Annotated in this window: 15 protein-coding genes; 8 read left to right on the top strand and 7 right to left on the bottom strand. The window is 72.5% G+C overall.

Annotation, left to right across the window (positions count from 1 at the left end; translation table 11 throughout):
• Positions 1 to 150: 150 nt before the first annotated feature.
• The 3 genes from RQG84_RS13685 to RQG84_RS13695 are packed head-to-tail and all read right to left on the bottom strand — an operon-like array spanning position 151 to position 3,007.
• On the bottom strand, positions 151 to 1,131 hold the full coding sequence (locus RQG84_RS13685; protein WP_311210444.1) for an SDR family NAD(P)-dependent oxidoreductase: 981 nt from the start codon (positions 1,129 to 1,131) through the stop codon (positions 151 to 153).
• 56 nt (positions 1,132 to 1,187) lie between these two features.
• On the bottom strand, positions 1,188 to 1,838 hold the full coding sequence (locus RQG84_RS13690) for a response regulator transcription factor (protein WP_311210445.1): 651 nt from the start codon (positions 1,836 to 1,838) through the stop codon (positions 1,188 to 1,190).
• Positions 1,835 to 3,007: a histidine kinase gene (locus tag RQG84_RS13695; RefSeq protein ID WP_311210446.1), complete on the bottom strand. Its 1,173-nt coding sequence runs from the start codon at positions 3,005 to 3,007 to the stop codon at positions 1,835 to 1,837. The genes RQG84_RS13690 and RQG84_RS13695 overlap by 4 nt, the downstream gene beginning before the upstream one ends.
• 130 nt (positions 3,008 to 3,137) lie before the next feature.
• Between RQG84_RS13695 and RQG84_RS13700 the strand changes: the two genes are divergently transcribed.
• The 5 genes from RQG84_RS13700 to ispG all read left to right on the top strand — a co-directional run bounded on the left by RQG84_RS13700 (position 3,138) and on the right by ispG (position 8,654).
• A complete protein-coding gene (locus tag RQG84_RS13700) occupies positions 3,138 to 4,064 on the top strand; it encodes an ATP-binding cassette domain-containing protein (RefSeq protein ID WP_055967386.1) in 927 nt (308 codons plus the stop codon).
• The gene (locus RQG84_RS13705; RefSeq protein ID WP_055967388.1) at positions 4,061 to 4,861 is read left to right on the top strand and encodes an ABC transporter permease subunit; all 801 of its coding nucleotides are present in this window, start codon (positions 4,061 to 4,063) and stop codon (positions 4,859 to 4,861) included. The genes RQG84_RS13700 and RQG84_RS13705 overlap by 4 nt, the downstream gene beginning before the upstream one ends.
• 66 nt (positions 4,862 to 4,927) lie before the next feature.
• On the top strand, positions 4,928 to 6,175 hold the full coding sequence (gene dxr, locus RQG84_RS13710; RefSeq protein ID WP_311210447.1) for a 1-deoxy-D-xylulose-5-phosphate reductoisomerase: 1,248 nt from the start codon (positions 4,928 to 4,930) through the stop codon (positions 6,173 to 6,175).
• On the top strand, positions 6,172 to 7,500 hold the full coding sequence (locus RQG84_RS13715; RefSeq protein WP_311210448.1) for a site-2 protease family protein: 1,329 nt from the start codon (positions 6,172 to 6,174) through the stop codon (positions 7,498 to 7,500). The genes dxr and RQG84_RS13715 overlap by 4 nt, the downstream gene beginning before the upstream one ends.
• 2 nt (positions 7,501 to 7,502) lie before the next feature.
• Entirely contained in the window at positions 7,503 to 8,654 is a 1,152-nt protein-coding gene (gene ispG, locus RQG84_RS13720; RefSeq protein ID WP_055968544.1) for a flavodoxin-dependent (E)-4-hydroxy-3-methylbut-2-enyl-diphosphate synthase, read from the top strand.
• A 17-nt stretch (positions 8,655 to 8,671) separates the two neighbouring features.
• Here the strand turns inward: ispG and RQG84_RS13725 are convergent, their stop codons facing one another.
• A complete protein-coding gene (locus RQG84_RS13725; RefSeq protein WP_257727738.1) occupies positions 8,672 to 9,160 on the bottom strand; it encodes a universal stress protein in 489 nt (162 codons plus the stop codon).
• 88 nt (positions 9,161 to 9,248) lie between these two features.
• Between RQG84_RS13725 and RQG84_RS13730 the strand changes: the two genes are divergently transcribed.
• Complete coding sequence (locus RQG84_RS13730; protein ID WP_311210449.1) at positions 9,249 to 10,136, top strand: GNAT family N-acetyltransferase; 888 nt, start codon at positions 9,249 to 9,251, stop codon at positions 10,134 to 10,136.
• A gap of 11 nt (positions 10,137 to 10,147) precedes the next feature.
• On the opposite strand, the gene RQG84_RS13735 is transcribed toward RQG84_RS13730, so the two are convergent.
• A complete protein-coding gene (locus RQG84_RS13735; protein WP_311210450.1) occupies positions 10,148 to 10,438 on the bottom strand; it encodes a putative quinol monooxygenase in 291 nt (96 codons plus the stop codon).
• A 75-nt stretch (positions 10,439 to 10,513) separates the two neighbouring features.
• On the opposite strand from RQG84_RS13735, the gene RQG84_RS13740 reads away from it, so the two are divergent.
• On the top strand, positions 10,514 to 10,876 hold the full coding sequence (locus tag RQG84_RS13740; RefSeq protein ID WP_056576918.1) for a hypothetical protein: 363 nt from the start codon (positions 10,514 to 10,516) through the stop codon (positions 10,874 to 10,876).
• A gap of 78 nt (positions 10,877 to 10,954) precedes the next feature.
• Positions 10,955 to 12,700 (top strand): proline--tRNA ligase, encoded by a 1,746-nt coding sequence (locus RQG84_RS13745; RefSeq protein WP_311210577.1) that lies wholly within the window; start codon positions 10,955 to 10,957, stop codon positions 12,698 to 12,700.
• 47 nt (positions 12,701 to 12,747) lie between these two features.
• On the opposite strand, the gene RQG84_RS13750 is transcribed toward RQG84_RS13745, so the two are convergent.
• Positions 12,748 to 13,155, bottom strand: coding sequence for a DUF4439 domain-containing protein (locus RQG84_RS13750; RefSeq protein ID WP_311210451.1), 408 nt, complete (start codon positions 13,153 to 13,155; stop codon positions 12,748 to 12,750).
• Between the two features lie 10 nt (positions 13,156 to 13,165).
• On the bottom strand, positions 13,166 to 13,621 hold the full coding sequence (locus RQG84_RS13755) for a hypothetical protein (protein ID WP_311210452.1): 456 nt from the start codon (positions 13,619 to 13,621) through the stop codon (positions 13,166 to 13,168).
• Positions 13,622 to 13,719: the final 98 nt, after the last annotated feature.

Raw genomic sequence — 13,719 nt, forward strand, 5'->3', positions numbered from 1 at the left:
GTCGAGGCCCTTTCGGGGAGCAGGTCCACTCGCAGCCACAGCGACGCAGCCGCAAGGCACGACCCGGCCACAGCGACGCAGCAGCGCGTGCAGGCCCAGCGGAGGCGACGGATCGTCCACGTCCCATCGAGACGACCGGCAGGGGAGGGCTCAGGAGCCCTCGACATCGAGTCCGGCCCAGGTGGCCACGCGGTCCCACACGCGGCGCCGAAGAGCCGGGTCCTCCTTCGGCCACGGGGCGTAGTGCGGCGAGCGACGTCGGCGGTCGCACCAGAACCCGTCCTGCCCGGTCCGCGACGTGGGCACCGCGGCCAGCCAGACCATGGTGTCGGCGCCCTCGGCGGCCGTGCGGAGCACCGGACCCAGGACCTTGGCGAAGCCGGGCAGGGAGTCGGTGATGCCGGGCGTCTGCGCCCAGCCGGGGTGCATCGAGTGGCTCGGCAGCTGCGGGTGCCGCTGGGCGAGCAGCTCGGCCACGACGACCTGCAGCCGCTTCGTGCGGGCGTAGGCACGCACGCCGTCGTAGGTGCCCTCGCGGTACTGCAGGTCGTCCACGAGTGCCTCGGTGAGCGGGGCGGTGTACATGCCTCCGGACGAGACCCACACGACGCGCCCGTCGTCGGCCGCCTCGAGCAGCGGACGGACGAGCTCGGTGAGCAGGAGCGGGCCGAGCACGTGCGTGGCGAGCGTCAGCTCGTGACCCTGCGCCGACTCCGTGCGCTCGGTCGGCATGACGCCGGCGTCGTGCACGATCGCGTGCAGCGCGCCGAGGTCGGCCCGAAGACGCTCCGCGTAGCGGCGCACGTCGTCGAGGTCGCTGACGTCGCACACCTCCTCGCGGAGCTCGGCCGACGGCAGCGAGCGGCGGATCTCACGGGCGGCGTCGGCCAGGCGGTCGGCCTTGCGTCCCACCAGGTGCACGGTGGCGCCGAGCTCGGCGAGTCCCGCGGCCGCCGCGGCGCCCAGGCCACCGCTCGCTCCCGTCACGACCACGTGGCGCCCACGGAGCGAGTCGGGCTCGGGGTCGGCCGGCCACCAGCGGCGACGCAGCCGCGGTCCGATGCTGGAGTACCCGGGCAGCACCGTCTTGTCGAGGATCGTGTCGGCCAGGTCGGTCAGCGTCGAGGACATGCCTCCACGCTAGAGAGGTGGGTCGCCGCAGGCACCTCCAGACGACGTGCCGTGCGCTACAGGAGGCCCGCGTCGTGCATGGTGATCGCCACCTGCACGCGATTCACGGCGTCCAGCTTGGTGAACAGGTGGGAGATGTGCGCCTTCACGGTCGCAAGGCTGAGGTGCAGCTCCGAGGCGATCTCGGCGTTGGACGCGCCTCTCCCGATCGCCCGGGCCACGTCACGCTCGCGGTCGGTCAGCGAGGCCACCAGCTCGGCGGCGCGCGCCTCGCGACCGTCGCCCGACCCGTCCGTCACCTGCTCGATGAGTCGTCGGGTGATCGCCGGCGACAGCGCCGGCTCGCCGGAGATCACCGTGGCGATGGCCTCGACGATCTGCGCCGGCGGGGTGTCCTTCAGGAGGAACCCGTGCGCCCCTGCGGCCAGGGCCCGCACGACGTAGTCGTCGGCGTCGAAGGTGGTCAGCACCAGGACGCGCGGCGCCGAGGGCAGGGCGACGATCTCGGCGGTCGCGTCGATCCCGTCCATCACCGGCATCCGCAGGTCCATCAGCACCACGTCGACGTCGCCCTCGCGGACCCGGGCGACCGCCTCGCGGCCGTTGGACGCCTCGGCGACGACCTCGAGCTCGTCGGACCCGCCGAGCATGAGGGCCAGACCGGCTCGCACCAGCGCGTCGTCGTCGACGAGGAGCAGCCGGGTCACGTCGGCCACGGTACCCACGCCTCGAGCGTGTGGCGCTGGTCGGGCGTGATGGTCCGGGAGAGGCGACCACCGGCGAGCTCGACGCGTTCGCGCAGGCCGACGAGACCCAGGCCTGCGCCGGGGGGTGGTCCGGACGCCTGCGTGGTGCCCACGCGCAGCGGGTTGCTCACGCGCGCTCGCACCCCTGTGCCGGCCTCGGCCTCGACGCTGACCGAGACGGCGGTGTCCGTGGCGTGCTTGTGGGCATTGGTGAGCCCCTCCTGCACGACGCGGAAGATCGTGCGCCCCTGGGCGTCGGGAACAGCGTCGAGGTCCCCGTCCACCGACAGGTCGACGCGCATCCCGGCACGAGCCCACTCCTCCACGAGGATCCGCAGGTCACCCGCGGACGGCTGGGGCAGCTCGGGGACCGCGTCTCCTGGGCCGTCGCGAAGCACGCCGAGGACACCCCGCAGCTCCGTCATGGCCTGGTGGGCCGTCTCCTGGATCGTGCGCGCGGCCTCGCGCACCTGCTCCGGCGGGAGGTCGTCCCGGTAGGCCAGCGCCCCCGCGTGCATCGTGACGAGGGAGATCCGGTGCGCGAGCACGTCGTGCATCTCCCGGGCGATGCGCGTGCGCTCGGCCCCGCGGGCCTGTGCCACCTTCGCTGCCTGCTCCGCCTCGGCGATCTCGGCCCTGGAGCGGAGCGTGGCCAGCAGCTCGCGCCGGGACCCGACGTAGAGCCCCACCGCCACCTGGAGGCCGACGACGACGACCACGATGCCCGCGTCGACACGTGGATCCGGCCCGGGTACCGGGTTCACGGCCACCACGAAGGGGATCGTCGCGAGGACGACCAGCGTCACCGGCACCAGCTCCCGCCACCGCCGTCGGGTGGCGAGGGACACCAGGGCGAGACTGGCCGCCCCGCTGGAGGTGAAGGACACGGCGCTCACGACGTTGGTGAGCAGCGCGACCGCGACCGGGAAGCGCCGCCGCCAGAGGAGTGCCACGACCGTGACCACCACGCCGGTCGCGAGGTCGGCCGCGAACCAGCTCGGCGCGTTCTCCAGCTGCCAGGGCGCGAGCTCGAACCAGGCCAGGCTCGTGATGGCGATGACGAGCAGGAGCCGCCACACCTGCCCCCACCGGCTCACGGGGTCGGTGCCACGAGGGCGGGAGTCGGTCACCGACGTCACGCTACCGACCGGGAGACGGACGGACCACGCCCGTCGGACCGGGGACGCTCATACTTTCGGCGACGCGATCGTGGCTGCGTGGCGGATGCGCAGCGGCGTCCGGGTCGGGCAGGCTGGAGCCATGATCCAGGTCCAGAACCTCACCAAGACGTACGCCGGCTTCACCGCCGTCGACGACGTCAGCTTCACCTGTCGCCCAGGGGCCGTCACCGGCTTCCTCGGGCCGAACGGTGCCGGCAAGTCGACGACGATGCGCATCATGACCGGCCTCACCCCGGCCTCCGTCGGCCAGGCCCTCATCGACGGCGTCGACTACCGCGACATCCCCAACCCGGGCACGCAGGTCGGCGTGCTCCTCGACGCCTCGGCGCAGCACGCCGGCCGCACCGGCCGCGAGATCCTCACCCTGTCGGCCCTGACGATGGGTCTGCCCAGCAGCCGCGTCGACGAGATGCTCGAGCTCGTCAGCCTGAGCGACACCGAGTCCAAGCGCCGGGTGAAGAACTACTCGCTCGGCATGCGCCAGCGGCTCGGCATCGCCAACGCGCTGCTCGGCGATCCCAAGGTGCTCATCCTCGACGAGCCGGCCAACGGTCTCGACCCGGCCGGCATCCACTGGATGCGCAGCCTGCTGCGCCACTACGCCGACCGCGGCGGCACGGTGCTGCTGAGCTCGCACCTGCTGCACGAGATCGAGATCATCGCCGACGAGATCATCGTCATCGGCCACGGCAAGATCGTCGCCCAGGGCACGAAGGACGAGCTCATGCACCGCGCACGCGGCGGAGCGGACTCCACCTTCGTCCACTCGGTCGACGACGAGCAGCTGCAGAAGGCGCTCGTGGGCGCCGGGCAGCAGCCCACCGCCGTCCAGGGCGGCCTGCAGGTCGCCGTCGGCGCCGAGCAGGTCGGCCAGGCCGCCCTCGCGGCCGGCGTCGCCCTCGTCGAGCTCCGGCCCGCCGGAGGCGCGGGGCTCGAGGACATGTTCCTCGAGCTCACGTCCTCGACCCAGCGCGAGAAGACCACCACCGAAGGAGGCGTGGCATGAGCGCCACCACCGCAAGCCCGCTGCCCGCGTCGGTCTCCACCGACCGTCCCGGCATCCCGTTCGCCCGGCTCGTCCGGGTCGAGCTGCGCAAGATGTTCGACACCCGCGCCGGTCGCTGGCTGATGATCAGCATCGTCGTGCTGTCGCTGATCGCGGCCGTCTCGGTGATCGCGTTCGCTCCCGACAGCGTCATCTCCTACGCCGTCTTCGCGACCGCCTTCGGCGTGCCGCTCGGCATCCTCCTGCCGGTGGTGGCGATCCTGTCCGTCACGGGTGAGTGGAGCCAGCGCAGCGGCCTGACGACGTTCACGCTCGTGCCGCATCGCGGCTCGATCATCAACGCCAAGATCGTCGCCTCGGTGCTCGTGGGCATCATCTCCGTGCTGGTGGCCTTCGCGATCGGCGCTGTCGGCAACCTCGCGGGCGCCGCGATCAACGGGATCGACGCCGACTGGGACGTCACGCTCACCCAGTTCCTCACGATCCTGCTGGCCAACATCCTGGGCCTGCTGCTGGGCTTCACCCTCGGCGCGCTGTTCCGCAACACGCCCGCCGCGATCGTCGGCTACTTCGTGTACGGGTTCGTCCTGCCGACCGTGTTCGGGATCCTGGCCGCGTTCCAGGACTGGTTCAAGGACCTGCAGCCGTGGATCGACTTCAACTTCTCGCAGAGCAAGCTGTTCGAGGGCAACCTCACCGGCGAGGAGTGGGCACAGCTGGGCACGTCCGGGGTCATCTGGTTCGTGATCCCGCTGGCGCTCGGCATCTGGCTGATCCGTCGGTCCGAGGTCAAGTGACCCGACGGCGATGAGACCTCCGGCGCCCGGGCGGGACACCCGGCGCCGGTGAGAGAGAATGGCGACATGCGAAAGCGTGTCGCCATTCTCGGTTCCACCGGCTCCATCGGTACCCAGGCCCTGGAGGTGGTCGAGGCCGCCCCGGAGCGGTTCGACGTGGTGGCGCTCGCAGCCGGCGGCTCGGACCCGGGCCTGCTCGCCGCCCAGGCGATCCGGCACGAGGTGGAGCTGGTCTCGGTGGCCAGGGCCACTGCCGCCCAGGACGTGCAGCTGGCGCTCTACGCCGAGGCCAAGCGACGCGGGTGGTCCGAGGGCGACCACCGCCTCCCGAAGCTGCTCGCCGGACCGGACGCCGCCACCGAGGTGGCCCGGGCCGACGTCGACGTCGTGCTCAACGGCATGACCGGGGCCGTGGGACTCAGGCCGACGCTGGCCGCGCTCGACACCGGGACCACGCTCGCCCTCGCCAACAAGGAGTCCCTCATCGTCGGTGGCGACCTGGTCACCGCTCTCGCGGCACCGGGTCAGATCGTTCCGGTCGACTCCGAGCACTCGGCCATCGCGCAGGCCCTGCGTGGCGAACGCATCGAGGACGTCCAGCGTCTCCTGGTGACGGCCAGCGGTGGACCGTTCCGTGGGCGGACCCGCGACGAGCTGGCCGACGTCACGCCCGAGCAGGCCATGGCGCACCCCACGTGGGACATGGGTCCGGTCATCACGATCAACTCGGCCACGCTCGTCAACAAGGGTCTCGAGGTGATCGAGGCGCACCTGCTGTTCGGCATCGGCTTCGACCGCATCGACGTGGTCGTGCACCCGTCGTCGGTCGTGCACTCCATGGTCGAGTACGTCGACGGGTCCACGATGGTGCAGGCCTCGCCGCCCGACATGCGCCTGCCCATCGCCCTGGGGCTGGCCTGGCCCGAGCGCGTGCCCGGGTCGGCCCGGGCCTGCGACTGGAGCGCCCCGACCGCCTGGGAGTTCTTCCCGCTGGACGAGACCGCGTTCCCCGCCGTCCGGCTGGCGCGCCAGGCGGGGGAGCACGGTCGGACGGCGCCGGCGGTGCTCAACGCGGCCAACGAGGTGTGCGTCGACGCCTTCGTGGCCGGAGAGTTGGACTTCCTTGGCATCGTTGACACCGTGGGAGCGGTCCTGGCCGAGCACCTCGACGACCCCGACGTCGCCCACGCCGACCTGACCCTCGACCTCGTGCTCGAGGCCGACACCCGAGCCCGGGACCGGGCGAGGGCCCTGGTGGAGGAAGCTCCCATGCGATCGAACACCGTGACAGCACCGGGCGGGACCCGCGCGTGACCGGGCTCATCTACGCCCTCGGCGTCGTCGTCTTCGTCCTCGGCGTCATCGCCTCGATCGCCCTGCACGAGCTCGGCCACCTGTACCCGGCGAAGAAGTTCGGCATCAAGGTCACCCAGTACTTCGTCGGGTTCGGCAACACCGTCTGGTCGTTCCGACGCGGCGAGACCGAGTACGGCATCAAGTCGATCCCGCTCGGCGGCTACGTGAAGCTCGTCGGCATGCTCCCGCCGGAGCGGCGCTCGCAGGAGGACGTGCCCGTCGGGGCAGCGGCGGCACCCGAACGCGTCCGCGACACGAACACCGGCCTGTTCACCCAGCTGGTGAGCGACGCCCGCCACGCCGAGTACGAGCTCGTCGACGAGGACGACGCCGACCGGCTGTTCTACAAGAAGCCGTGGTGGCAGAAGCTCATCGTGATGGCCGGCGGCCCCATGGTGAACGTGGCCATCGCGGTCGTGCTGTTCGCCGTCGTCCTCATGGGCTTCGGCGCGCTCACCCCCACCACCACCGTGGCGGCGGTCTCGGACTGTGCCATCACCGACGCCGAGGCCGGTCGCACGTGCACCGACGCCGACCCCGTCACGCCGGCCAAGCAGGCCGGTCTCCAGCCGGGGGACCGGTTCGTCTCCTTCAACGGCGAGCGGATCACCTCGTGGGAGCAGCTCTCGGGGCTCATCCGCGGCAACGGTGGCGACGAGGCGCGGATCGTCGTGGAGCGGGACGGTCGCGAGATCGCCGCGGAGGTGCCCACCACGGTCCTCGCCCGGGCGTCGGTCGACGACCCCGAGCGCACCGAGCGGGTCGGGTTCCTCGGCGTGGAGCCCACCCAGGCCATGCAACGCCAGGGACCCGGCACCGTGGCCGAGGTGATGGGTGAGCAGGTGGTGGCCACGGCCGACGCCATCGCCCACCTCCCGGTGCGGATGGTCGAGGTCACCAAGGCCGCCTTCGGTGCCGAGCGCCCGGCCGACGGACCGATCAGCGTGGTCGGCGCGAGCCGCGTGGCCGGCGAGCTGGTCACCGTCGACGAACCCACGTGGTCCGAGCGGGCGCAGCGGATCCTCGGTCTGCTCGCCTCGCTGAACCTCTTCCTGGCGCTGTTCAACTTCATCCCGCTGCTGCCGCTCGACGGTGGTCACATCGCGGGCGCGCTGTGGGAGGCGATCCGGCGGGGCTGGGCGCGGCTGCGGAGGCGTCCCGACCCCGGATACGTCGACGTGGCGAGGATGCTGCCGGTCGCCTACGTGGTGGGTGGCATCCTGATGGTCATGAGCGTCATCCTGATCTACGCCGACATCGTGAACCCGGTGAGCATCTCGTGAGCATCCCTGTATCGCTCGGCATGCCCGAGGCGCCGCCTCCCGTCCTCACGCCGCGGCGCAAGACCCGCAAGATCAAGGTCGGCTCGATCGACGTCGGCGGCGACGCCCCGGTGTCGGTGCAGTCCATGACCACGACGCTCACCTCCGACGTCAACAGCACCCTGCAGCAGATCGCCGAGCTGACGGCCGCCGGCTGCGACATCGTGCGCGTGGCCTGCCCCAGCCAGGACGACGCCGATGCGCTTCCCGACATCGCGCGCAAGTCGCAGATCCCCGTGATCGCTGACATCCACTTCCAGCCGAAGTACGTGTTCGCGGCCATCGACGCCGGCTGTGCCGCCGTGCGCGTCAACCCGGGCAACATCCGCAAGTTCGACGACCAGGTCGGCGCGATCGCGAAGGCCGCCAAGGATGCCGGGGTCTCGCTGCGCATCGGCGTCAACGCCGGCAGCCTCGACAAGCGCCTGCTCGAGAAGTACGGCAAGGCCACGCCCGAGGCGCTCGTGGAGTCGGCCGTGTGGGAGGCCTCGCTGTTCGAGGAGCACGACTTCCACGACTTCAAGATCTCGGTCAAGCACAACGACCCCGTGATCATGGTGAAGGCCTACGAGCTGCTCTCCGAGCGCGGCGACTGGCCGCTGCACCTCGGCGTCACGGAGGCCGGTCCGGCGTTCCAGGGCACGATCAAGAGCGCCGTGGCCTTCGGGCACCTGCTGGGCAACGGCATCGGCGACACGATCCGGGTCTCCCTGTCGGCACCGCCGGTCGAGGAGGTCAAAGTCGGCATCCAGATCCTGCAGTCGCTCAACCTGCGCCCGCGCAAGCTGGAGATCGTCTCGTGCCCGTCGTGCGGTCGCGCGCAGGTCGACGTCTACACGCTGGCCGAGCAGGTCACGGCCGGGCTCGACGGCCTCGAGGTCCCGCTGCGCGTGGCCGTCATGGGCTGCGTCGTCAACGGACCGGGCGAGGCCCGCGAGGCCGACCTCGGGGTCGCCTCGGGCAACGGCAAGGGTCAGATCTTCGTCAAGGGCGAGGTCATCAAGACCGTGCCGGAGAGCAAGATCGTCGAGACCCTCATCGAGGAGGCCATGCGCATCGCCGAGACGATGGAGCCCGTGGAGGGCGCCACCGCCTCGGTCGACGTGTCGGGCTGAGTCCCGGACGACCGCCGCTAGTCGACCACGCTGTCGATCGGCCGTGACCGCGGCGAGGACGCGTCGTCCTGACCGCGCAGCACCAGCACGGGGCACGACGCGTGTCGGACCAGCCGGTCGCTGACCGAGCCGAGCAGCAGCCCGGCGAAGCCGCCCAGGCCGCGGGGGCCGATCACGACCATGGTGGCGCCGTGCGACGCCTCGAGCAGGGTGTCGTCCGCAGGGCCGTGCACGGCCTCGAGCGTGACCGGCACGTCGGGGTGCGCCGCACGGGCCTCGGCGGTGTCGGCCTCGAGCGCGGCCTGCGTGGCGCGGCCCAGCTCGTCGACGCCCGGGACGAAGCCGGGGCGGGCGTCGGCCGGGCGCGCGGCGGTGGAGATCGACCAGGCGCGCACGACGTGCACGGGCAGACCAGCGGCCTCGGCGTGGTCGAGCGCCCAGGCGAGGGCGGAGTCGGAGAAGCGGGAGCCGTCGTGACCGACGACGAGGGGACCGGGTGACGTCATGACTCATCGTAGGACGGCGTGGGATCACCTCCGGCGCTACGCTGACGAGGACTCGGCACGCCGTGCTGCGGACGGACGGAGGTGCGCGATGACCCAGCTGGTCGACGCGCGTGCCGGCGCCGTGCCTGGGGACCAGGTGGTCCGAGCACTGACCCCCGGTGACGTCCCCGACCTCGTGCGGCTCACCGCCCGCGACGCGCGAGCCAACCTCTTCGTCCGGCACCGCGTCGCGGAGACCGGGCTTCGCGACGTGCTGCTCGGCGGGTCGATCCTCGGCTGCTTCCGGGACGGCGTGCTCGTCGCCGCCTGCCACAGTGGCGCCAACCTCGTCCCGGTGCAGGCCGACGCGGCGGCGATCGACGGCTTCGCCGAGCACCTCCTGGCCGCCGACACGGGCCCCGGCGGACGCCGTAGTGCCTCGCTGGTGGGGCCCCAGGAGGCGGTGCTGCGGCTGTGGTCACGTCTGGAGGGGCTGTGGGGCCCGGCGCGCTCGGTCCGGGCCGACCAGCCGTTCCTCGCCATCGACCACGACCCCGCTCTGCCGGCGGACCCGCGGGTCCGGCACGTCATGATCGACGAGGTCGACGCGCTGTACCCCGCCTCCGTCGCGATGTTCCGCGAGGAGGTCGGGATCGACCCGGAGGCCGGCGGGAGCGTCGGCTACCGGGCTCGGGTCGGGCAGCTCGTCGCGCGTGGCTGGGCGTTCGCGATCATCGAGCGCGGCCAGGTGCTGTTCAAGACCGAGGTCGGGGCCGCGGTCGACGGGGTGTGCCAGCTCCAGGGCGTGTGGGTGCACCCGGACCACCGCGGCCGTGGGATCGCAGCCCCGGCACTGGCAGGGGTCGTGCGTCTGGTGCGACGCGACGTCGCACCAGACGTCACGCTCTACGTCAACGACTTCAACGCCCCGGCTCGCGCCACCTACGACCGCGTCGGGATGCGCCAGGTCGACACCTTCGCCTCGATCCTGCTGTAGGGCGTCCGCAGTCAGCCCGACGTGCTCCACCGGGTGAGCACGGGTGCCGCAGCCAGCAGGGCGGCCAGCGCGGGACGCTGCCCGTCGCCCGCCCGCCAGGTGCGGTAGGCGTCGTCGTGCTCCAGGCTCTCCCAGCGCTCGAGGGCGGTGACGTGCGTGGGGTCCTCGACGTCCGTCAGCACCTCGACCCCGTGGTTGCCGGGGAACGCCCGGGTCTCGGCGAGCACCTCCTCGAGGACGGCCGGCGCGTCGTCCAGCCGGTCGGGCCGCAGCCGGAGCTCGAGGGTGGCGATGACGGTCATGGAGTACTCCTGGGCTGGTCGGGTCGGCAGGGCCGGGACCGATCCTTCCACGCGTCACCTCGCTAGGGTGCGGGCATGGATCGTGACGTGAAGGCGCTCGCCGGACTCCTCGCCGCCGCAGGGGTCGCCCACTTCGTGAAGCCGGCACTCTTCGAGTCGATGGTCCCGAGGCCCCTGCCGTACAAGCGCGAGCTCGTCCTGGGCTCCGGCGCGGTGGAGATCGCGTGCGCGGCCCTGCTCGCCCACCCCCGCACCCGTCGTGCGGGCGGGACGGCTTCGGCGGCGCTGCTCGTCGGGGTGTTCCCGGCGAACCTGCAGATGGCGGCCGACGCGGTGCGCAGCCGGCGCGCGTCGACGGGGTGGAAGGTCGGCACCCTCGCCCGTCTGCCGCTGCAGGCCCCGCTCGTGCGCACCGCGCTCAAGGCGTCCCGCGGCTAGGACACGCCCTGGCCCCACCCCTGGGCCACCTCGCGCGCGAGGTGCCGCCGACACCCTCGATAGGGTCGGTCCATGCGCATGTCCCAGCTGTTCCTGCGAACCCTGCGAGACGACCCCGCCGACGCGGAGGTCCCGAGCCACAAGCTGCTCGTCCGGGCGGGCTACGTGCGTCGCGTGGCGCCCGGGATCTACTCGTGGCTGCCGCTGGGACTCAAGGTGCTCGCCAAGGTCGAGCAGATCGTCCGCGAGGAGATGGACGCCATCGGCTCGCAAGAGGTGCGGTTCCCCGCGCTGCTCCCGCGTGAGCCCTACGAGGCCTCCAACCGCTGGGTCGAGTACGGCCCGAACCTGTTCCGGCTGAAGGACCGTCGCGGGACCGACATGCTGCTCGGCCCCACGCACGAGGAGATGTTCGCCCTCCTGGTCAAGGACCTCTACTCCTCGTACAAGGACCTGCCCCTGAGCCTCTACCAGATCCAGACGAAGTACCGCGACGAGGCGCGTCCCCGTGCCGGCATCCTGCGCGGACGCGAGTTCGTCATGAAGGACTCCTACTCCTTCGACGTCGACGACGCCGGCCTGGAGGCCAGCTACCGGGCCCACCGCGAGGCCTACGTCCGGATCTTCGACCGGCTGGGGCTGGACTACGTCATCGTCCACGCCGACTCCGGGGCCATGGGTGGCTCGGCCAGCGAGGAGTTCCTCGCGGTCGCCGAGGTCGGCGAGGACACCTTCGTGCGTTCCCCCGGGGGCTACGCGGCGAACGTCGAGGCCGTCACCACCGTGGTGCCCGACCCCCTGCCCCTCGACGACGCGCCCGCTGCGCACGCCGAGCAGACCCCCGACACGCCCACCATCGAGACGCTCGTCGCGCACCTGCAGGAGCACTTCCCGCGCGAGGACCGACCCTGGCACGCGGGCGACACGCTCAAGAACGTGCTGGTGGTGCTTCGGCACCCCGACGGCAGCCGCGAGCCGCTCGCCATCGGCGTGCCCGGCGACCGCGAGGTCGACCCCAAGCGCCTGGAGACCCAGGTCTCGCCCGCCGAGGTCGAGCCGTTCACCGAGGACGACTTCGCCGCGCACCCCCTCCTGGTCAAGGGCTACATCGGTCCGGCTGCCCTGGGCGCGGAGTCCGAGAGCGGCATCCGCTACCTCGTCGACCCCCGGGTCGTCGAGGGCAGCCGGTGGGTCACGGGTGCGAACGTCCGCGGGTCCCACGTCGTCGATCTGGTGGCCGGCCGCGACTTCACCCCCGACGGCACGATCGAGGCCGCCGAGGTGCGCGCCGGCGACCCGGCTCCCGACGGCTCCGGGCCGCTCGAGCTGGCCCGCGGCATCGAGATGGGCCACATCTTCCAGCTGGGACGCAAGTACGCCCAGGCACTCGGGCTCCAGGTGCTCGACGAGAACGGCAAGCTCGTGACGGTCACGATGGGCTCCTACGGCGTCGGGATCTCCCGTGCCGTGGCGGCCGTGGTGGAGAGCTCGCACGACGAGCTCGGCATCGTCTGGCCCCGCGAGCTCGCCCCCTACGACGTGCACCTGGTCGTGGCCGGCAAGCAGCCCGAGCAGTTCGAGGCCGCCGACCGGCTGGTCGCCGACCTCGAGGCGGCGGGCGTCACCGTGCTCCACGACGACCGGCCGAAGGTCTCGCCCGGCGTCAAGTTCAAGGACGCCGAGCTGCTCGGGATGCCCACGATCGTGGTGGTCGGCAAGGGTCTGGCCGACGGCGTCGTCGAGGTGAAGGACCGCGCGACGGGATCGCGACGCGACGTGCCGGTCGCGGGCCTCGTCGACGAGCTGCGCGCCGTGTGCCGCTGATCGACCCGACGGACCACGGCCAGCCGGGCCGGGGCAGCCGAGTCCGGTCAGCCGAGTCCGGGGAACGCGGTCGGGGAGGCGCCCCAGTCGATGGACTCCAGCGCGGAGGCACGCAGCGAGGCCAGGGCCTCGCGGCGGTCGCCGGCTCCGCCCAGCGTCACGAGCGGCAGGGTGGCCGTGCACAGCCGGTCGCTGACGTCGGCCAGACGCTGCCGAGCGTCGTCGGCCGTCGCCGGTGCGGTGCCGTAGGACGCCTGCGGGCCCACCGGCGTGGCGCCCGCCGCCGCGACCCGGGCGATCAGGCTGTCCCGCGACCGACGGTGGCGGACGAGGGCGTCGCTCGCGGCCTCGCGCAGGGCCGAGAAGCGGCCGGCCACCAGCGAGGCGAGCCAGACCGCCTCGTGCTCGAGGGCGAGGCGCCGTTGGAGGGCGCCGACCGGGGACGGAGTGCTCATGGTCGCGCCCTCAGCCCCGGCGTCCGAGGGTCCGGGCGACCTGGGCCTGGCCGGCGGCCAACGACGCCAGCACCCGCGCGAGGTCGGGGGAGACCGCCGTCAACGCGTCGGACTCGCGGCGTCGTGCGGCGGCCGCGACGGCACGCGCCACGTCGCCAGCGCCGCCGGTGATGTCCGACGCCGGGGGAGTGGAGCCACCTGGAGGGCCACCCAGCGCCTCCAGCTGCTCGCGCAGCACGTCCACCAGGGTCTCGTCGGCACCGCCGAGCTGCTCGACGGCGCTCACCAGCGAGGCCTGCTCGGAGGCCGCCGTCCGCAGCAGCGCGGTGTCCGACGCGTCCGGGATCGGGCGCGGGCGGGCGCCGAGGGCACGCAGCAGGTCGTCGTCGCGTCCGGCCACGTGCAGGCCCGCCCCGGCCGCGACGACGGCGAGCCCGGACCCCACGACGACGCGACGGCTGACCACCACGGCAGCCTAGTCCGTGACCGCTAGAGTGGTCGCCTGCGGCAGGCCGTCCCCTCGGCTCGCCGCACGTGACGTGTCGACAACAGAACACAGGAGGC

Origin of the sequence: Aeromicrobium sp. WCS2018Hpa-31 (assembly GCF_031843905.1) — a bacterium.
Lineage (GTDB): Bacteria > Actinomycetota > Actinomycetes > Propionibacteriales > Nocardioidaceae > Aeromicrobium.